Here is a 17292-nt window from a genome sequence, read left to right as displayed (position 1 = left end):
CCCTCCCGGATGTTTCCTCCGGCTAAAAGACCAGCTGCACCAGCAACATATAAAACACCGTTCCTCCTCCAATGGACAAAAGCATCTGTTTTTTCCAGCAATGCAGGGCTATGACCGCCAAAATCCCAAGAGCCTCCGGAATCCCATACGGTCTTTGAAGTATGTGTACCTGTTTTACAGAATACACTACCAGAAGGCCAAATACCGCCATAGGAAGCACTTTACCCAGATAGACGATATACTTTGGCGTTTCCTTCCCTCCGGGAAATAGCAGAAAGGGAAAAAACCGCGTCAGAACCGTTCCCAGTACGATCAGGCCGATCAGGATCATCTGCTGTCCCACCGTCATACAACTTCCTCCCTTCCTTTTTCCCTCTGCCGTGTATAGATCCGCATCCCGCTTAACACCACCAGGATCCCCACCATCGACGGAATGATAAAATGGTCTCTTCCAAATACCAAAAGACACAGAAGGGAGATTCCCAGCCCCAGCACGCCGCTTTCATGGCTTTTTTCTTTTCTCCACTGCTCCAGAAAAATAACAACGAACATCGCCGTCATCACAAATTCGATCCCCTTGGTATTGATGTGCAGAAGTCCTCCCAAAAGGCCTCCCAGCGTAGCTCCCAGCACCCAGTAAAAATGATTCAGGAGCGTCACAAACGTCATAAACCATCCTGGATCCACTCCCTCCGGTATATCTGCCGTATAATTAATGGAAAAGGTTTCATCACACATCCCAAAGATCAGGTAGAGATCTTTCCTGCCATGCCCTCTGTACCGATCCAGCATAGACAGGCCGTAAAACAGATGCCTTGCATTGATCACAATCGTAAGAAGGAAAGTCTGCAGAGGATGAAACCCGCCTAACAGTATACTGACAGCCACAAATTCCATGGACCCTGCAAATATCAGCATACTCATCAGCATGGGATACCAAAAGGAAAATCCGGAAGCATTCATGTAGATCCCATAGGACAGCCCCAGGAACAGAAAGCCCGCCAGGATCGGGACCGTATGGGGAAATGCTGCCAGAAATGCTTTTTTTATGTCTTTGTGTCTTTGCATCAACTTGTCTTCCTTTCTTCTGTTCCCCTCATTTTACTTTGATTCGGACGGAATTTCAACCTGACTTTTTTTACAGGAAAGGGATGCTTCCCTCAAGAAAAGCATCCCTGAAATTCTCGTAAATTCTATAAGGCTTTCTCCAGCTCTTCTTTTATGAGCCTTGCCTTCTCACTGTCTTCTTCCTCGATCCAAAGGGTGTATGTTCCCGGAGATTCGCTTCTTCGAACACCGCTGCTCGGCCTTTGAAACACAAGAATGTTCTTTATCATTTCCTTGATCCCTGCCCCGACAGCTGCCTCCTCTTCAAAAGCAATCCCCCGGGCAGCCAATCGTTCTTTCAACCTGTTATGCATAAAAAGCGACTCTGTTTTTGAAAGCATTACTTTTCCCATACTCTTCCCTCCAAGAACACTGTCATTACTGCCGTTTTGCTTCTTTTTTCTCCAACAATGCATTTACCACAATGGCACAGGAAGCGTCTCCTGTGATATTTACCGTCGTCCGTCCCATATCAAACAATCTGTCCACTCCGGCTACCAGTGCGATCCCTTCCACAGGAAGCCCCACCGATTGCAGCACCATGGCCAGCATCACCATCCCGGATCCCGGCACTCCCGCCGTTCCGATGGAAGCCAGGGTGGCCGTCAGTACGATGGTGATCATCTGGGAGATCGTCAGGTTGATGCCATAGCAGGAAGCAATGAATACCACACAGACTCCCTGATAGATGGCCGTTCCATCCATATTGATCGTCGCCCCAAGTGGGAGCACGAAAGAGGATACTTCCTTTTTTGCCCCCAGCTTTTCCGTACATTCCATATTCAAAGGAAGCGTTCCTACAGAGGAAGCTGACGAAAACGCAAACAGGATCGCCGGCAGCATCCCCTTGAAAAACGTAACGGGATTCATCCCCGCCACTGCTTTCACAGACAGGGAATACACAAAAACTCCGTGTACGACATAGCATACGTAGGCTACCAGAAGCACCTTTGCCAGGGATCCGATGATGGAAGGTCCATTCACGGCCACCACCGGACAAAGAAGGCAAAATACTCCGATCGGAGAAAGCTTCAGGATCAGTTCCATGACCATCAGACAAATGTCATTGATGGTATCCACCGCCTGCACAGCCTTTTTTCCCTTGTCTCCCACCTGCATAATGGCAAACCCCACCAGCAGGGAGCCTATGATCACCTGCAGCATGGCTGCATCTAAAAACGGTGCTATGAAGTTGGAAGGAAACATATTGACCAGCGTTTCCATAAAACTTACCGGATCACTTCCCTCATATTTCAGATCCGACGTGCTCAGCACCGGAAAGATCCCCTTCAGCCCATTGGCAAACGCCAGCCCTATCGTGACGGCAAATGCCGTGGTACACATATAATACAGGATGGTCTTGCCCCCAATGGAGCCCACCTTTTTAATGTCCTGTAACGAAATAACCCCTGCCATAATTGAGAAAAACACCAGCGGAGTCACGATCCATTTGATCAGATTTAAAAAAATGGTACCGATGGGATTGATGTAGGTGGTTGCGATATCCGGATGTCCCGTCAGGGCAATTCCCGCCAGGATCCCCAGTACCAGCGCAATAAATATCTGCGTCGTTAACGACAATTTTTTCTTCATTCCTTTTCTCCTACAAAACCCCTGCGACCGGAATCACATGCCGATCGTAGGGGTCTTCTTTTCATTTCGCCAGGCTGCTTTTCACACAGGATCGCTTATTTTCCCATCTGAGCTGCAACTTCTGCTGCAAAGTCCTCCTGCTTTTTCTCGATTCCTTCTCCGGTCTCGAAACGCACAAATCTCTTTACGGTAACGGTTGCTCCGTTTTCCTTTGCAACTTTTTCCACATATTTTTCTACTGTCAGATCTCCATCCTGCACATATACCTGATCCAGCAGGCAGATCTCTTTCAATTCTTTGTTCAGACGTCCGATGATCATCTTTTCGATGATGTTGTCCGGCTTGTTCGGATTTTCCAGCTTTGCCTGTGCCAGAAGGATCTCTTTTTCGTGCTCCAGATAATCCTGAGACACTTCCTCTCTGGATACATACTTGGGAGACATTGCCGCCACCTGCATTGCAACATTTTTCAGGCAGGTTCTGATCTCATCATTCACAACGTCCGTCTCTGCGTCTACGATGACTCCGATCCGTCCGCCGCCGTGGATGTAAGATACGGCACACCCTTCGGATACTACCTTCTCAAATCTTCTGATGCTGAGATTTTCTCCGATCACAGAAATCTTTTCTGTCAAGGCGTCTTTTACTGTCTTGGAAGCGTCCTCGTTCCATGCCTCTGCCATGAAAGCGTCCAGATCCGCAGAATCTGTTGCCAGCGCCTGATTTACCACTGCCTTTACAAATCCCTGGAATTCTGCGTTCTTTGCAACAAAGTCTGTCTCAGAATTCACCTCTACGATCGCTGCCGTCTTATCGTCTCTTACCTCTGCCATAACGATTCCCTCAGCCGCAATACGTCCCGCCTTCTTCTCTGCCTTTGCCTGACCGTTCTTTCTCAGGTACTCAATGGCTGCATCCATGTCTCCGTTGGTCTCATTCAGAGCCTTCTTGCAGTCCATCATTCCTGCTCCGGTCATTTCTCTCAGCTCTTTTACCATGCTAGCTGTAATTGCCATGCTTCTATTCCTCCGTTCCTATTTTCTATTTTCTATCTTTTATGAGAATGACTACTCTGCCGCTTCTTCCTCGGAAACAGCCTCTTCGTATACGTCTTCTCCTGTCATTCCCTGGTTTGCTTCGATCACGGCATCTGCCATCTTAGATACGATCAGCTTGACAGCGCGGATAGCGTCGTCATTTCCCGGGATCACATAATCCAGCTCTTCCGGATCACAGTTGGTGTCCGCGATTCCTACCAACGGAATTCCCAGCGTATGCGCTTCCTGCACACAGATTCTCTCTTTTTTCGGATCTACGATGAAGATCACATCCGGCAGTCTGTTCATATCCTTGATTCCGCCCAGGTTCTTCTCCAGCTTTTCCCATTCTTTTCTCAACTGGATCACTTCCTTCTTCGGCAGCACCTCAAAGGTTCCGTCTTCTGACATTCTCTCGATCTCTTTCAGACGTGCCACTCTGCTCTTGATGGTCTTGAAGTTGGTCAGCATACCACCCAGCCATCTCTCATTTACATAGTACATACCGCAGCGCTCTGCTTCTGTACGGATCGCATCCTGTGCCTGCTTCTTGGTTCCTACAAACAGAACGGTTCCGCCCTCTGCCGCTACATCAGAGATCGCCTGGTAAGCCTCATCTACTTTTCCTACAGATTTCTGCAGGTCAATGATGTAGATCCCGTTTCTCTCTGTGTAGATATACGGGGCCATTTTCGGGTTCCATCTTCTTGTCTGGTGTCCAAAATGTACACCTGCCTCCAAAAGCTGTTTCATTGAAATTACACTCATGTTTTTTCCTCCATTTGGTTTTTTCTTCCGCATATGTGTAAGCCTTCAAACCGCAGATCCTGCGGCACCGTCTCCGGCAAACAAATGCGTGTTTTTTGCGACCTTTAGATGTTATCATATTTTCAAAAAGATTTCAAGAGAAAACCCTTTTGTTTTCAAGGTTTCCACCGGTTTGGCAGCGCGCTGCAGGGTATTTGCAGATTCTTCGTAAGCTCTTTGATCTTCGCTCTCCTATCTGGGTCTGCTGATCACTCCCACTTCCGGAAGGCGGACCCCATGCTCTTCAAATGCGAGCCGGATATTTTCCAGGATGCGCCATCTGGCTTCCCAGTAATGCTCGCTGACCACCCAGGCCCTGGCTCCCAGAACAACGCCTCTTTCTCCCAGCTCATCCACAAAAATCAGTATCTCCTCTTCCTGCAGAATCTGCCCGTCTGTTTTTACCACCTGCTCCAGCAGCTGTTTTGCCCGGCGAAGATCTGAATCGTAGGCGATCGTCACTCTAAGATCCAGTCTCCTTTCATTTTTGGCCGTTACGTTGGTGATGCTGTTGTTGGTCAGCATCCCGTTTGGGATCACGATGGTCTTATTGTCCAGGGTACTGAGTTTCGTGTAAAAAATTTGGATTTCTTTCACAGTTCCCTCATTTTTATTGGTATCCTCCACAATATAATCCCCTACCTCAAACGGCTTTAAAAGCAGGATCAGTACTCCTCCGGCAAAGTTTGCCAGACTTCCCTGCAGCGCCAGGCCGATGGCCACTCCCGCCGACGCCAGAACAGCCGCCACCGACGCCGTGTCTACGCCAAGCTTGGTTACGATGCTGAAGATCAGCACCACATACAGCGCAAATTTGAGGAAGGAATCGGTAAACTGCCTGACGCCTGCATCCACTCCGGAACGCTGAAAGGAACGCCCCACCAGCGCCCGTATCCACTTGATGACGATGCGTCCCACAAAAAACACCACTAGTGCCAGGAGCACCCTGATCCCATAGGCCAGGATATCCGGAAGGTGGTTTTGCAGGTATTCTGTCATCCTGCCAACTTCACCTACCGTATCCTGTACCGTTTCTGTCACTTCTTTTGTACTTTCCGTCGTTAATACACACATCTCCATTTTCCTACTCCTATTTCAGTGCAAGAAAGGCGCTTAGATTGCCCCTCTGATTTCCCGTCCTTCTGTGGGAAAACAGTATCTGGGGGTTGCAATGGGTGCAGATGGTCGTTACAAACAGGTTTTCCCTTTTGATCCCTGCTTCCAACAGCACGTATTCATTGGCCTTCCAAAGATTTAGCTGGTACTTCCCCCGCCCTTTTTCATAAAAAATATCCTGCCACAGCCTCTCGTCAAACGCCCGCCGAAACTGTTCCACTACATCTTCACTGACCTCGTAGCAGTCCTGGCAGATGGAAGGAGCAATGGCCGCCGTTACGTCTTCGCTTCGGGTTCCAAATTCCTCTGCCATCCTCCTTAGCGTCACTTCTCCCATACGGCCTACCGTTCCCCGCCACCCGGAATGGCTCAGTCCGATGGCACGATTCTTTCTGTCGATAAAAAACAGAGGAACGCAGTCCGCAAAAAAAGTAACCAGGCAGACTCCTGTTTCGTTTGTGACCAGTCCGTCTGTCTCAGGAATACAGGTTCCACAGTCGTCTCTTCCAACCCGCACCACCCTGGTGCCATGTACCTGATGGGTGTATACCATAGATTCCGGTTCTATCCCTATGGCTTTTGCGATCCTCCTCTGATTCTCCCGGATGGCAGCCGGATCATCCCCTCTGCTGGTACTGATATTCATGGTGCTGTAGCACCCTTTGCTGACCCCTCCCAGTCTGGTGGAAAAGCCCTGATGTACGATCCCTGTTTTTTCCAGTCCCTCACAGGACAAAAAAGGAACCCCTTGCTGCTCCTTCGGTACAAACGTTCTGCTGCCCGGTTTGTAGGTAAGCTCCGGTTTCATGCTTCCGCCTCCGTTTCTTTTCACTTCAAAATGCGTTTTGATAAACTTCGACACTTTCCCCGTCAAATGCCACCACATCAAAGCGGCAGGGGATTTCCTGCAGGCCTTTTTGCCTGAGATATTCCATCGCACAGTAAAACAGCTTTTTCTGCTTTCTTGCGTCTACTGCTTCCGCCGCTATTCCGAAGGTTCCTTTTCTCCGGTATTTCACCTCGCAAAACACCAGATATCCTCCTTCTTCTGCAACGATATCGATCTCTCCGATCCGGCTGAATACATTACGTTCTATGACCGTATATCCCCGGTTCTGAAGAAAAGCCGCCGCTCTTTCTTCATAGGCCTTCCCTGTCTGCCGTCTGGTATCTGCTTTTTGTCTCTTTTTCTGTGCCATCCGCTTTCCCCAAAGAGAATCCACTCTCCGTCTGATTTTTCAAAAAGTCTGCCATTCCCATAGTCTTTCAGAGAAAATCTTTTGTTTTATGATATTTTAAGAAAAATCAATCGTCTATATAGTTCTTCAAAAAAGTGCGTCGGTGGATGGGTGTTACTCCCAGCTTTTGCAGCCCTTCGATATGGGCTTTGGTTCCATACCCCTTGTTGGAGGCAAAGCCGTATCCCGGAAGTATTTTGTCATATTCACACATCAGCCGGTCCCTGGTCACCTTTGCGACGATACTTGCCGCCGCAATGGAAGCACTTTTGGCATCTCCTTTGATGATAGGCACCTGCTTCATGGGAAGTTCCGGAATCGTCACCGCATCGTTCAACAGCAGGTCCGGCGCCACCGAAAGCTCAGATACCGCCATCCGCATAGCCTCATAGGTGGCCTGCAAAATATTGATGGCATCGATCCTGGCCGGACTGACCATCCCGATCCCTACTGCCACCGCTTTTTCCATGATCTTCTCATATAACAGTTCCCGCTTCTTTTCAGTCAGCTTCTTGGAATCATTCAGATAAAGCAGCCGTTCTTCTTTGGGCAGGATCACCGCTGCCGCCACTACCGGCCCCGCAAAAGGACCTCTTCCCACCTCGTCAATTCCGCAAATAGCCTGGTACTCTCTGTATGCTTCTTCAAACTGGTACATCTGCTCTGTACGTGCCCGCTCCTTTTGGAGGCGTTCTTCCTGTCTCTGTTTCTTCTCCGCTTCCCTGATCTGTTTTCTGCTTGGTCCTTGTTCTGCCTGCCGCTTCTCCTGTCTGTTTTTTGGCGTCCCGTTTTCTGTCTGATCTTTTTTTTGTGATTCCGACGCTTCCTGTCCTTTACATCCGGCGATCGGATCGTCCTTCCTTCTACTCATGCCGGATCGTCCCCACTTTATCGAAAGGATAGATCCTTACCCACGCCCGGCCCATCAGGTTTTTCCTTTTGATGACTCCTACGCTGGGCTCCCGGCTGTCCGCACTGTGATTCCTGTTGTCTCCCAGTACAAAATACTCATCCTCTCCCAGCGTGATAGGTTCTGCTGCAATCCCCGGACTGTTCATCACTTCATTCCCGTAGGTGTCTGATTCCAGCCGTTCTCCGTTGATCCACACATACCCGTCGATCACCTGTACCGTATCCCCGGGCAGGCCGATGATCCGCTTGATATAATAGGTGTTTTCCGCATACTGATAGGGGAATACCACAATGTCAAATCGGCTGGGGGCACGGAAATGATAGGACAGTTTGTCCACGATCAGATTATCGCCGTCGCTTAAGGTCGTTTCCATGGAAGAACCACTGACCCGGGTCCGCTGCCCCACATAGGTAATGATCAGATAGGTCAGCCCTACGATGATCAGCAGATAAAGGATCCAGCCAAGAATCCCCCCGATCACTTTCCCAAATACGCGGACCAGCAGTCCTTCCCCTTCTGTTTTCCTGCTCATTCTATTTCCTCCTTAACCGGGCGCTCCAGTGTCAGCCTGCCCAGTCTTCCGTTTCTAAAATCATCCAGAAAAAGCAGCGCCGCTTTTTCAATGTCTGCTTCTCCCCCTTTTAGCAGGCAGTTTCTGCTTTGCGCAATGGCTGCCAGCGCCTCATAGGGATCTTCGCAGCGGGACGTCCCATACTTGTCCTCTAACATTCCCGGATACTCCCGGTTCAGAAAGGAAACGGCGTGCGCCGCCAGCTCTTCCAGATTTAGGACTTCTTCCTTTATGGAACCGATCATCGCCAGACAAAGACCGATCCTCTGATCTTCAAACTTCGGCCACAGGATCCCCGGTGTATCCAAAAGCTCCACCTGGCGGTTCAGGCGGATCCACTGTTTTCCTCTGGTAACTCCCGGCTTGTTCCCCGTCTTCGTGCAGGCTTTTCCCGCAAGACTGTTGATAAAGGTGGATTTCCCCACGTTTGGGATGCCGGCCACCATCGCTCTGACCGGGCGGTTCAGGATCCCTCTCTTTCTGTCTCTTTCCATCTTTTCCTTGCAGGCTTCCTGGATCACTCCCTGGATAGATTTTATCCCTCCGCCCTTTTTGGAATTGACCTTTACTGCCAGGATCCCTTTCTCTTTAAAATGCTCGATCCACCGGCTGTTCCAGTGCTCCTCTGCCAGATCTGCTTTATTCAGCAGGATCAGCCTGGATTTTCCCGCTCCCAGAGTATCTATATCCGGGTTCCGGCTGCTGATGGGAGCTCTGGCGTCCACCAGCTCTATGATGAGATCCACCAGTTTTATATTTTCCTGCATCATACGCTTTGCTTTTGTCATATGACCAGGATACCATTGTACTTGCATCTGTTTCTCCTTATCGAATCCATCCAAATTGTCTGGTAAAAGAAATAACCATCCATGCCTTCCCATAGATGTACTCTTTTTTTACATTTCCCACGTCGGCGTCCCGGCTGTCCTCGCTGTTTTTCCGGTTGTCTCCCAGGACAAAATACTCCTCTTTCGACAGCTGCATCTTTTCATGCACGATCCCCACGTCATCTATGTCCGTCACCTGATAGTCTTCTTTTAATTTTTTCCCGTTGATATAGACGTTGTTTTCAATGATCTCCACAGTCTCGCCCGGCAGTCCCACGATCCGTTTCATGTAGTAGTGGGAGTTCTCGTTCCCCTTGGGTTTAAATACGATCACATCCCCCCGCTTCGGTACGCTGACATTGTACACCATCCGATTGACCAGTACCACATCCTTATTTTGCAGGACAGGACGCATGGAGTCCCCCACCGTGCTGACTCTCTGACCGAAATAATAGACCAGTACAAATGCCAGCAGGCACACGATCACAATCTGGAACACCCATATTCCGGCTTTCGGAAGGCGCTTCCACAACGCTTTCAGCAGTTCTTTTCTCCGTTTTTTGCCGCCCTGCTTCCCTTTCGCCAGCTGCATGATCCGTTTTTTTCTTTTGTAGGAGCTGATATAGGAATTTTTGGTTCTTTTCTTCATAATCCCTCTCATATAGCAAAAAAGGGCAACATACGCTATGTACTTGCCCTCTTCCCTCATCTCTATTTTACCAGTTCTTTTACTTTTGCTCTCTTACCTACACGGTCTCTTAAGTAGTTCAGTTTCGCTCTTCTTACTTTACCTCTGCGAACAACTTCTACTCTTTCCACATTTGGAGAGTGCAGCGGCCAAGTTTTTTCCACGCCTACCCCGTTGGAGTTCTTTCTTACGGTAAAGGTCTCTTTGGAGCCTCCGCCCTGTCTTTTCAGTACGGTGCCTTCAAATACCTGTACTCTTTCTCTGTTTCCTTCTTTGATCTTTCCGTATACCTTTACGGTATCTCCCACGCGAAACTGAGGCGCCTCTGCCTTTAACTGCTCCGCTTCCAGGCTTCTGATAATTTCATTCATGCTATTTTCCTCCTATTAAAACTGGATGTTCTTAATACCTTCGTACCAGCGGACCATCTTCCTTCTCATAACCTGTCCTATCTTATCACACTTAGTTCCGCTTTGCAAGATTTTTTATTTTTTTCGTACATTCGTATATTCTCGCATATTCACGGACTTTCCTTCTTTTCCACTGCCTTTTCTATCCTGTCGTATCCGCACATGTTATCTGCTCTTTCCTCTCAGGAAAAGGCCAGTACCTTCCCAATGGAATCATGCAGAACCAGATCCGCCCTGTTGTCACAGGCGGTGGGCTGTCTGTTGATCAGCACCAGTCTGTCGCCGTTGAAATAATCGATCAGTCCCGCCGCCGGATAGACCACCAGACTGGTTCCTCCTACGATCAGGACATCCGCCTCTGCGATCATTCGGATGGATTCCTTTAAAACAGTGTCCGACAACGCCTCCTCATACAGCACCACATCCGGCTTTACCACTCCTCCGCACTTTTTACATCGGGGGATATATCCTTCGCAGTGATCTTTTTCCAGAATATAATCCAGATCATAGAACTGCCCGCACTCCATGCAATAATTTCTCTGAACGCTGCCGTGAAGCTCCAGTACGGTCCTGCTTCCCGCCATCTGATGCAGCCCGTCTATATTTTGCGTGACTACCGCCCGCAGCTTCCCTTCCTGCTCCAGTCTGGCCAGGGCAAGATGCGCGTCATTGGGAAGCGCCTCCTTCCAGATCAGATTTTCCTTGTAATATTTGAAAAACAATTCCTTGTCTTTCATGAAAAAGCTGTGACTTAACATTTCCTCGGGAGAATATCCGTATTCTTGTTTTGCCTGATATAATCCCTGCTCGGAACGAAAATCCGGAAGGCCGCTTTCTGTGGAAACTCCCGCCCCTCCAAAAAACACGATCCGTCGCCCCTTTTCAATGATCTGTCTCAATTCCTCCTGCATATGTCCGACACCTCCTTGTCAGATACCTGCCGCTCCCGAAATTCTTTTACCATCTGTTTTTCTTCTCCGGTAAGGTCCGCTTTTTCCAGAAGATCCGGTCTGTGCTTTGCCGTCTGCAGGACGGACTGCTGCCGTTTCCATTTTTCAATATTGGCATGGTGCCCGGAAAGCAACACCTCCGGAACCTTTTTTCCATTCCAGACCTCCGGACGGGAGTACTGCGGATGCTCCAGAAGATACTCCTGAAAGCTTTCCTTTTCTGCCGACTGGCTGTTGTTTAAAACTCCCGGAACCAGTCTCCCCACAGCATCTACCAGCATCATGGCCGGAAGTTCTCCTCCGGTGAGCACAAAATCTCCTATGGATACATAATCTGTCACGATCTCGTCCAGTACCCGCTGATCGATCCCTTCATAATGTCCGCATAGAAGCACCAGTTCCTCTTCCCCGGAAAACTCTTCTGCCATCTCCTGGCAGAATGTCCTGCCCTGCGGACAGAGATAGACGACTCTTGGATGGCCCTTTGTCTCTTTGCAGATCGCCTGGTAGGTCTGGTACACCGGCTCTGCCTGCATCAGCATCCCGGCTCCTCCTCCGTAGAGATAGTCGTCCACACTGCTGTGCTTGTTGAAGGCATAATCTCTGATGTTCCACGGATGGATCTTCAACAGCCCTTTGTCCATTGCCCGTCCGGTGATGCTGGCGCCAAGCCCCTGCATGACCATCTCCGGAAACAGTGTCATGATATGAATCTCCATCTTCTTTATACCAGTCCTTTCATAAGTCTGACGCACATCTGTCTCTGTGCAATATCCACAGACAGGATGCAGTCTTTGATGGCCGGCAGCAGCACCTGACCGTGACAGTCGCTGTCCACCACATATACGTCGTTGGCGCCTGTTTCGATCACATCGGCAAGAACCCCGAAATGCTCTCCCCCTTCCAGTACCACATCCATCCCCAGCATATCCGCAATATAATATTCATCCTCTTCCAGAGGAAGAGCATCCTCCCGCCGTACCAATAAGGGGCGCCGCCTAAAGCCCTCCACCTGATTGATGCTTTGAAACTGCCGGAATTTCAGGATGACCATCTGTTTAAAAAACTTTGTCGATTCCACATCCAGTAGCAGTTTCTCTCTGCCGGTATCCAGATATACCTGTTTCAGATCCCGGAACCGTCCCACATCGTCTGTGGTGGGAAACACCTTGACCTCTCCCCTGATCCCGTGGGTAGAAGCGATCACTCCTACCTGTAACATTTCTTCCATACATCTCTCCTCAAAACAGAAACAGGGACAGACTGTCACAACTGCCTGCCCCACAGGGATCTTTCCCTAGTCCATAATATCTACACTGACTTTCTTGTTTTCCTTTGTCGCAGCAGCCTTTACCACAGAGCGAATCGCCTTGGCGATCCGTCCCTGCTTGCCGATCACCTTGCCCATATCTGACTCTGCCACACGAACTTCCAGGACCTCTACGCCCTTTTCTTCTTTTTCGTGGATGACAACTTCTCCCGGGTGGTCTACCAGCGCCTTGACGATCACTTCTACAAGATTTTTCATCTAATGTACACCTCCAAAGGCATATCTTATTTCTCGATGCCTGCCACTTTCAAAATTTTGCTGACTGCTTCGGTCGGCTGTGCTCCGTTTGCCAGCCATTTCTTTGCTTCTTCTTCATTTACATGGATCGCACTTGGATTGCGGGTCGGATCATAGGTTCCGATCTCTGCGATAAACTTTCCATCTCTTGGGGATCTTGAATCAGCCACTATGATTCTATAAAAAGGAGCCTTCTTCTGTCCCATTCTTCTTAATCTCATTTTTACTGCCATCTTACTTTTCCTCCATTCATCTTTCTGTTCTTTTTGATCTATATAACGCATACTGCGATATACCATAGCCATACCGGTTAAAAAGGAAGCCTGAATCCTCCCCTTCTTCCGCCTTTTCCCATCATCTTCATCATCTTCTTCATCTCGCCGAACTGTTTGATCATACGGTTGACCTCGCTGATGTCCACTCCGGCGCCCTTCGCGATTCGATGCTTTCTGGAAGGATTCAGAAGATCCGGATCCCGTCTTTCCTGAACCGTCATGGAATAGATCATAGCTTCCATCCTGGCCATGCTTCTTTCCGCCTGGGAAGTCTGATCTTCGCTGAGACCTTTCATCTTACCCAGTCCTCCCATCGGCAGCATGTTCATGATATTGCCGATGCCTCCCATGTTCTTCATCTGTTTGACACTTTCCAGATAGTCCTCAAAGTCAAACTGAGCCTTCTTTAGCTTACGGCTCATCTCCTTCGCCTTGTCCTCATCGATCTGGGCCTCTGCTTTTTCGATCAGGGACAGCACATCTCCCATTCCCAGGATCCTGGATGCCATCCGCTCCGGATAAAACTGCTCCAGATCCGACAGCTTCTCTCCCATACCCACATAGAATATAGGCTTTCCGGTCACCGCCTTCACTGACAGCGCCGCTCCGCCTCTGGTGTCTCCGTCCAGCTTCGTGATGATGACTCCGTCAATGCCCGCCTTCTCGTGGAACTCCTTTGCCGCATTTACAGCGTCCTGTCCCGTCATGGCGTCGATCACCAGGATGGTCTGATGTACCGTTACTGCTTTTTTGATCTGCTGCAGCTCCTCCATCATCTCTTCGTCGATATGAAGCCGCCCCGCCGTGTCCAGGATCACGAGATTGTGACCGTTCTTTTCCGCATAGGCGACCGCCTCCCTCGCGATCTCCGCAGGTTTGCGGCTATCCTCCATGGAAAACACTTCCACCTGCTGCTTTTCTCCGTTGATCTTTAGCTGGGAGATCGCCGCCGGCCGGTACACGTCACAGGCTACCAGCAAGGGCTTCTTTCCCTTTTGCTTGAATTTGCCCGCCAGCTTTGCCGTGGTGGTAGTCTTTCCCGCACCCTGAAGTCCCGCCATCATAATGACGGTCATGGCTTTCCCCGGCTGCAGTGCGATCTCTGTCGTCTCGGAGCCCATCAGAGAAGTCAGCTCTTCGTTGACGATCTTGACCACCATCTGTCCCGGGTTCAATCCGTTCATTACGTCCTGCCCCACCGCTCTTTGCTGTACATTTCCGATAAATTCTTTGACAACTTTAAAGTTGACGTCTGCTGCCAGAAGCGCCCGCTTGATCTCCTTTAGGGCTTCCTTTACGTCCTCTTCCGTCAGTCGTCCTTTGCTCCTTAGCTGCCTGAATATATTTTGTAATTTTTCTGTTAAACTGTCAAATGCCATTTTACAATTCCTCTATGATCTCCCGGGAAAGCTTCCGGGCTTTCTCCAGACAGGCTTCTGCATCAGATCCGTCCTTGTCCTCCAGCAGCTCTTCCAGCCTCCTGGCCTTCTCCCGCACAGACACAAACCGTCCTACCAGATGCAGCTTCTCCTCGTACCCTTTTAGGGTAGCAGAGCATCTTCTGATCAGGTCATGGACTCCCTGCCTGCTGATTCCGGCTTCTTTTGCGATCTCTCCCAGAGAAAGATCCTCTGAAATATACTGCTCGTAGATCTCCTTCTGGTGCTTTGTCAGAAGCTCGCCGTAAAAATCGAATAATAATGTACGTTCCAAAAGTTCATCCATTTTCATCACCTGTGCTATCATACACCGCAAAAAGACAGGTGTCAAGTATTTTTTCTTGACACCTGTCTTTTCCTGCTTTCCGGTCTCTCAAGCCCGCCCGTGCGCCAAAATTCCCTTCTGAAGAAAACTCCTCACCAGATCAAAAGTCCTCTTCTTTTCTCATCTTTCTGACTTCCTGACGCTTTTTGGCCTTCTCCCACTCTTCGTACTCTTCCTCTTTTTCCAGCTCCAGTCTTGGAACCCTTGCCGGCCTGTCGTTCTCATCCAGCGCCACCATGGTAAAATATGCCCGGTTGATCAGCGTCCTTCCTCCGTCCATATGCTCTACATAGGTATCCACCTTTACCTCCATAGAGGTATTGCCCACATAAGTCGTCTTTCCTATGATGACGATCACATCCTTCTGGTAGGCTCCATGCAAAAATTTCAGATTATCCACGGAAGCGGTGATCACATTCATTCTGGTGTGTCTTTTCCCCACAAGGCCCGCCACTTCGTCGATCCACTGCATCAGCACGCCTCCAAACAGACGCCCGGCTGCATTTAGATGATTCGGTCTGACAATGTGCACGGTCTCCACGACAGACTCTGAGACTGTTCTGCTTTCCATATCCATATGTTTCCCTCTCTTCTGCGATTTTACAATTCCGTTCTCTCTCCTGAAAGAACTCTTCCATTGTATCATAGGATTTGCTATACTGGAACCGGTAACTTACAAATCCACAGAACCTGTTGTCCTGCCGGGAAATTTTTCTGTCTGACAGAAAAGTTCCGGCACAGCTTCTTTCACAGGTTCTCTTTCTCTTATAAAAAGGAGTATATCCTATGCGAAACATAAAACTCACCATCGAATATGACGGGAGCAGGTATCAGGGCTGGACCCGCCTGGGAAAGGACGAATCCGGCAATACCATCTCCAACAAGATCATCGAAGTCCTGCGGAAAATGACGGGGGAATATCTCTGCGAGCTTCACTGCGGCTGCCGCACAGAGGTCGGGGTGCACGCCTACCTTCAGGTTGCTAACTTCAAAACAGAGTGCAGCATGACCACCAAAGAAATCCAGCATTATCTGAACCGCTATCTTCCTATGGACATTGCTGTCACCAAAGTGGAAGAAAAGCCGGAAAGATTTCATGCGCAGTTGAACGCCCTGTCCAAAACCTATGTTTACCGGATCACTATCGACGAGGTTCCCAGCGTATTTGACAGGCGGTATATCTATCACAGCTTTAAGATCCCGGATAAGAAAGTCATGCAGCAGGCCGCCCTCTCTCTCATAGGCACCCATGATTTTCGCAACTTTTCTTCTGTAAAAAAGAGCAAGTCTACCGTCAAGACCATCTATGACCTGGACATCTACGCAGATATCGAGGAAATGCTGATCACCATCAAGGCAGATGATTTTCTTCACAACATGGCGCGCATCCTGATCGGAACCCTTCTGGATATCGGCCTTGGCATTCGGAAAAAGGAAGAGATCGAGGAGATCTTTGCCGGAAACCTGCCGGCAAGCAATCCCTGCGATCCAAAGGGACTCTACCTACAGGAAGTGTCCTATGAATAAAGAGCAGACCCTTGGCACCGCCGAAATCCTGTTTTCCTATGTGTGCTGGGGGTTCCTCACTCTGTTTTGGGGACTCTTATCCCATGTGCATCCGGTATATGTTCTGGCTCAACGGATCTTCTGGTCTATGGGTCTTCTTTTTGTGGTGATTTTAGCCACTCAGCGCTTCGCCCTGCTCCGGGCCGCCTTTGTCACCGGTTCCGTTATGCGGATCTGCCTGCTTTCCGGTCTTTTGATCTCCCTCAACTGGGGGCTTTATATTTATGCGGTCAGCAGCGGTCATGTACTGGACGCCAGTCTGGGCTATTTTGTGCAGCCTCTTCTGGTGGGGCTGATCGGCATCTTCTTTTTTAAGGAATCTCTCAGTTTCTGGGATAAAGGAGCTTATCTGCTTTCTTTTCTCGGTCTGCTCTGTATGATTTTTTACACCAGAGCCATCCCTCTTTTTACCATACTGATCGCTTCCACCTTTGCCGTTTATGGAGCCGTCAAAAACTCTCTCCCCACAGATCCCATCGTTTCTCTGTTTTTGGAAACCCTGTGCGTCACCCCTCTCGCTCTTCCTTTCATCATCTGGATGGAGCTTTCGCATAAGGGGAGCCTGGGAATTCTTCACGGCAGTCAGTTTCTTTTGCTCCCGCTGTGCGGACTTGTGACTTCCGTGCCTCTTCTTGTATACAGTTCCGGCATCAAAAAGGTTCCCTATTATCTGTCAGGCATCCTGATGTATCTGAATCCTACCATTCAATTTTTGATCGGTATCTTTCATTACCGGGAATCTCCTTCTTTTGGAGAAAAGATTTCTTTTTCCCTGATCTGGCTGGGGATCCTTCTGTCCGTCTGGGGTAAGCTGAAACTAAGAAAGCAGGGATGATCTCCTCCCTGCCTCTCCTGCTTTTGCG

General features: G+C 49.3%; 24 protein-coding genes. 2 read left to right on the top strand and 22 right to left on the bottom strand.

Annotation, left to right across the window (positions count from 1 at the left end):
- Window positions 1-22: 22 nt before the first annotated feature.
- The 22 genes from FYJ34_RS10910 to FYJ34_RS10805 form a co-directional block, all read right to left on the bottom strand.
- Window positions 23-349 (bottom strand): branched-chain amino acid transporter permease, encoded by a 327-nt coding sequence (locus FYJ34_RS10910; protein ID WP_154478564.1) that lies wholly within the window; start codon window positions 347-349, stop codon window positions 23-25.
- Window positions 346-1068 (bottom strand): AzlC family ABC transporter permease, encoded by a 723-nt coding sequence (locus tag FYJ34_RS10905; protein WP_154478562.1) that lies wholly within the window; start codon window positions 1066-1068, stop codon window positions 346-348. Before FYJ34_RS10905 ends, FYJ34_RS10910 begins: the two co-directional genes overlap by 4 nt.
- Window positions 1069-1193: 125 nt before the next feature.
- Entirely contained in the window at window positions 1194-1460 is a 267-nt protein-coding gene (locus tag FYJ34_RS10900; protein ID WP_154478560.1) for a hypothetical protein, read from the bottom strand.
- Window positions 1461-1485: 25 nt separating this feature from the next.
- The gene (locus FYJ34_RS10895; protein ID WP_154478558.1) at window positions 1486-2700 is read right to left on the bottom strand and encodes a dicarboxylate/amino acid:cation symporter; all 1215 of its coding nucleotides are present in this window, start codon (window positions 2698-2700) and stop codon (window positions 1486-1488) included.
- A 95-nt stretch (window positions 2701-2795) separates the two neighbouring features.
- The gene (tsf, locus tag FYJ34_RS10890; protein ID WP_154478556.1) at window positions 2796-3716 is read right to left on the bottom strand and encodes a translation elongation factor Ts; all 921 of its coding nucleotides are present in this window, start codon (window positions 3714-3716) and stop codon (window positions 2796-2798) included.
- A 51-nt stretch (window positions 3717-3767) separates the two neighbouring features.
- A complete protein-coding gene (gene rpsB / locus FYJ34_RS10885; RefSeq protein WP_154478554.1) occupies window positions 3768-4505 on the bottom strand; it encodes a 30S ribosomal protein S2 in 738 nt (245 codons plus the stop codon).
- A 231-nt stretch (window positions 4506-4736) separates the two neighbouring features.
- Window positions 4737-5624, bottom strand: a complete 888-nt coding sequence (locus FYJ34_RS10880; protein ID WP_173017098.1) for a mechanosensitive ion channel family protein — start codon at window positions 5622-5624, stop codon at window positions 4737-4739.
- Window positions 5625-5634: 10 nt separating this feature from the next.
- Window positions 5635-6468, bottom strand: a complete 834-nt coding sequence (gene pgeF, locus FYJ34_RS10875; RefSeq protein WP_154478552.1) for a peptidoglycan editing factor PgeF — start codon at window positions 6466-6468, stop codon at window positions 5635-5637.
- A gap of 25 nt (window positions 6469-6493) precedes the next feature.
- Window positions 6494-6859 (bottom strand): YraN family protein, encoded by a 366-nt coding sequence (locus FYJ34_RS10870; RefSeq protein WP_154478550.1) that lies wholly within the window; start codon window positions 6857-6859, stop codon window positions 6494-6496.
- Between the two features lie 106 nt (window positions 6860-6965).
- Window positions 6966-7769 (bottom strand): ribonuclease HII, encoded by an 804-nt coding sequence (locus FYJ34_RS10865; RefSeq protein WP_154478548.1) that lies wholly within the window; start codon window positions 7767-7769, stop codon window positions 6966-6968.
- Window positions 7762-8343, bottom strand: a complete 582-nt coding sequence (gene lepB, locus FYJ34_RS10860; protein ID WP_154478546.1) for a signal peptidase I — start codon at window positions 8341-8343, stop codon at window positions 7762-7764. The genes FYJ34_RS10865 and lepB (FYJ34_RS10860) overlap by 8 nt, the downstream gene beginning before the upstream one ends.
- Window positions 8340-9197 carry a ribosome biogenesis GTPase YlqF gene (gene ylqF, locus FYJ34_RS10855; protein ID WP_154478544.1) on the bottom strand — a complete coding sequence of 286 codons (858 nt, stop codon included), beginning with the start codon at window positions 9195-9197 and terminating at the stop codon, window positions 8340-8342. The genes lepB (FYJ34_RS10860) and ylqF overlap by 4 nt, the downstream gene beginning before the upstream one ends.
- 10 nt (window positions 9198-9207) lie before the next feature.
- Complete coding sequence (lepB, locus tag FYJ34_RS10850) at window positions 9208-9858, bottom strand: signal peptidase I (RefSeq protein ID WP_235899439.1); 651 nt, start codon at window positions 9856-9858, stop codon at window positions 9208-9210.
- 62 nt (window positions 9859-9920) lie between these two features.
- Window positions 9921-10268, bottom strand: coding sequence for a 50S ribosomal protein L19 (rplS, locus tag FYJ34_RS10845; RefSeq protein WP_154478542.1), 348 nt, complete (start codon window positions 10266-10268; stop codon window positions 9921-9923).
- 221 nt (window positions 10269-10489) lie between these two features.
- Window positions 10490-11218, bottom strand: coding sequence for an NAD-dependent protein deacylase (locus tag FYJ34_RS10840; protein WP_154478540.1), 729 nt, complete (start codon window positions 11216-11218; stop codon window positions 10490-10492).
- Complete coding sequence (trmD, locus tag FYJ34_RS10835; RefSeq protein WP_154478538.1) at window positions 11203-11976, bottom strand: tRNA (guanosine(37)-N1)-methyltransferase TrmD; 774 nt, start codon at window positions 11974-11976, stop codon at window positions 11203-11205. Before trmD ends, FYJ34_RS10840 begins: the two co-directional genes overlap by 16 nt.
- A gap of 5 nt (window positions 11977-11981) precedes the next feature.
- Entirely contained in the window at window positions 11982-12488 is a 507-nt protein-coding gene (gene rimM, locus FYJ34_RS10830; RefSeq protein WP_154478536.1) for a ribosome maturation factor RimM, read from the bottom strand.
- Window positions 12489-12554: 66 nt separating this feature from the next.
- A complete protein-coding gene (locus FYJ34_RS10825) occupies window positions 12555-12785 on the bottom strand; it encodes a KH domain-containing protein (RefSeq protein ID WP_154478534.1) in 231 nt (76 codons plus the stop codon).
- Between the two features lie 26 nt (window positions 12786-12811).
- Window positions 12812-13057, bottom strand: a complete 246-nt coding sequence (gene rpsP / locus FYJ34_RS10820) for a 30S ribosomal protein S16 (protein ID WP_154478532.1) — start codon at window positions 13055-13057, stop codon at window positions 12812-12814.
- 77 nt (window positions 13058-13134) lie between these two features.
- The gene (ffh, locus tag FYJ34_RS10815) at window positions 13135-14478 is read right to left on the bottom strand and encodes a signal recognition particle protein (protein ID WP_154478530.1); all 1344 of its coding nucleotides are present in this window, start codon (window positions 14476-14478) and stop codon (window positions 13135-13137) included.
- Window position 14479: 1 nt separating this feature from the next.
- Window positions 14480-14824: a YlxM family DNA-binding protein gene (gene ylxM / locus FYJ34_RS10810; protein WP_173017097.1), complete on the bottom strand. Its 345-nt coding sequence runs from the start codon at window positions 14822-14824 to the stop codon at window positions 14480-14482.
- A gap of 139 nt (window positions 14825-14963) precedes the next feature.
- Window positions 14964-15440 (bottom strand): acyl-CoA thioesterase, encoded by a 477-nt coding sequence (locus FYJ34_RS10805; protein ID WP_154478526.1) that lies wholly within the window; start codon window positions 15438-15440, stop codon window positions 14964-14966.
- 209 nt (window positions 15441-15649) lie between these two features.
- On the opposite strand from FYJ34_RS10805, the gene FYJ34_RS10800 reads away from it, so the two are divergent.
- Both FYJ34_RS10800 and rarD read left to right on the top strand, forming a co-directional pair.
- Window positions 15650-16390, top strand: a complete 741-nt coding sequence (locus FYJ34_RS10800; protein ID WP_154478524.1) for a tRNA pseudouridine synthase A — start codon at window positions 15650-15652, stop codon at window positions 16388-16390.
- Window positions 16383-17264, top strand: a complete 882-nt coding sequence (rarD, locus tag FYJ34_RS10795) for an EamA family transporter RarD (RefSeq protein ID WP_154478522.1) — start codon at window positions 16383-16385, stop codon at window positions 17262-17264. The genes FYJ34_RS10800 and rarD overlap by 8 nt, the downstream gene beginning before the upstream one ends.
- Window positions 17265-17292 lie beyond the last annotated feature (28 nt).

It is taken from the genome of Suipraeoptans intestinalis (genome assembly GCF_009696485.1).
GTDB classification, from domain to species: Bacteria; Bacillota; Clostridia; order Lachnospirales; family Lachnospiraceae; genus Suipraeoptans; species Suipraeoptans intestinalis.
Note: the sequence above shows the minus strand (reverse complement) of the source record. Positions and strands in the feature narration are given on the sequence as shown.

Excerpts from the sequence above, each read along its gene's own strand:
- rplS (WP_154478542.1), bottom strand. The coding sequence starts at position 10,268 with ATGAATGAAATTATCAGAAGCCTGGAAGCGGAGCAGTTAAAGGCAGAG.
- ffh (WP_154478530.1), bottom strand. The coding sequence starts at position 14,478 with ATGGCATTTGACAGTTTAACAGAAAAATTACAAAATATATTCAGGCAG.
- lepB (WP_154478546.1), bottom strand. The coding sequence starts at position 8,343 with ATGAGCAGGAAAACAGAAGGGGAAGGACTGCTGGTCCGCGTATTTGGG.
- rpsP (WP_154478532.1), bottom strand. The coding sequence starts at position 13,057 with ATGGCAGTAAAAATGAGATTAAGAAGAATGGGACAGAAGAAGGCTCCT.
- pgeF (WP_154478552.1), bottom strand. The coding sequence starts at position 6,468 with ATGAAACCGGAGCTTACCTACAAACCGGGCAGCAGAACGTTTGTACCG.
- FYJ34_RS10865 (WP_154478548.1), bottom strand. The coding sequence starts at position 7,769 with ATGAGTAGAAGGAAGGACGATCCGATCGCCGGATGTAAAGGACAGGAA.
- lepB (WP_235899439.1), bottom strand. The coding sequence starts at position 9,858 with ATGAAGAAAAGAACCAAAAATTCCTATATCAGCTCCTACAAAAGAAAA.
- FYJ34_RS10800 (WP_154478524.1), top strand. The coding sequence starts at position 15,650 with ATGCGAAACATAAAACTCACCATCGAATATGACGGGAGCAGGTATCAG.
- FYJ34_RS10880 (WP_173017098.1), bottom strand. The coding sequence starts at position 5,624 with ATGGAGATGTGTGTATTAACGACGGAAAGTACAAAAGAAGTGACAGAA.
- FYJ34_RS10905 (WP_154478562.1), bottom strand. The coding sequence starts at position 1,068 with ATGCAAAGACACAAAGACATAAAAAAAGCATTTCTGGCAGCATTTCCC.
- rimM (WP_154478536.1), bottom strand. The coding sequence starts at position 12,488 with ATGGAAGAAATGTTACAGGTAGGAGTGATCGCTTCTACCCACGGGATC.
- FYJ34_RS10900 (WP_154478560.1), bottom strand. The coding sequence starts at position 1,460 with ATGGGAAAAGTAATGCTTTCAAAAACAGAGTCGCTTTTTATGCATAAC.
- trmD (WP_154478538.1), bottom strand. The coding sequence starts at position 11,976 with ATGGAGATTCATATCATGACACTGTTTCCGGAGATGGTCATGCAGGGG.
- FYJ34_RS10895 (WP_154478558.1), bottom strand. The coding sequence starts at position 2,700 with ATGAAGAAAAAATTGTCGTTAACGACGCAGATATTTATTGCGCTGGTA.
- tsf (WP_154478556.1), bottom strand. The coding sequence starts at position 3,716 with ATGGCAATTACAGCTAGCATGGTAAAAGAGCTGAGAGAAATGACCGGA.
- FYJ34_RS10910 (WP_154478564.1), bottom strand. The coding sequence starts at position 349 with ATGACGGTGGGACAGCAGATGATCCTGATCGGCCTGATCGTACTGGGA.
- FYJ34_RS10840 (WP_154478540.1), bottom strand. The coding sequence starts at position 11,218 with ATGCAGGAGGAATTGAGACAGATCATTGAAAAGGGGCGACGGATCGTG.
- FYJ34_RS10805 (WP_154478526.1), bottom strand. The coding sequence starts at position 15,440 with ATGGATATGGAAAGCAGAACAGTCTCAGAGTCTGTCGTGGAGACCGTG.
- rpsB (WP_154478554.1), bottom strand. The coding sequence starts at position 4,505 with ATGAGTGTAATTTCAATGAAACAGCTTTTGGAGGCAGGTGTACATTTT.
- ylxM (WP_173017097.1), bottom strand. The coding sequence starts at position 14,824 with ATGGATGAACTTTTGGAACGTACATTATTATTCGATTTTTACGGCGAG.
- FYJ34_RS10870 (WP_154478550.1), bottom strand. The coding sequence starts at position 6,859 with ATGGCACAGAAAAAGAGACAAAAAGCAGATACCAGACGGCAGACAGGG.
- FYJ34_RS10825 (WP_154478534.1), bottom strand. The coding sequence starts at position 12,785 with ATGAAAAATCTTGTAGAAGTGATCGTCAAGGCGCTGGTAGACCACCCG.
- ylqF (WP_154478544.1), bottom strand. The coding sequence starts at position 9,197 with ATGCAAGTACAATGGTATCCTGGTCATATGACAAAAGCAAAGCGTATG.
- rarD (WP_154478522.1), top strand. The coding sequence starts at position 16,383 with ATGAATAAAGAGCAGACCCTTGGCACCGCCGAAATCCTGTTTTCCTAT.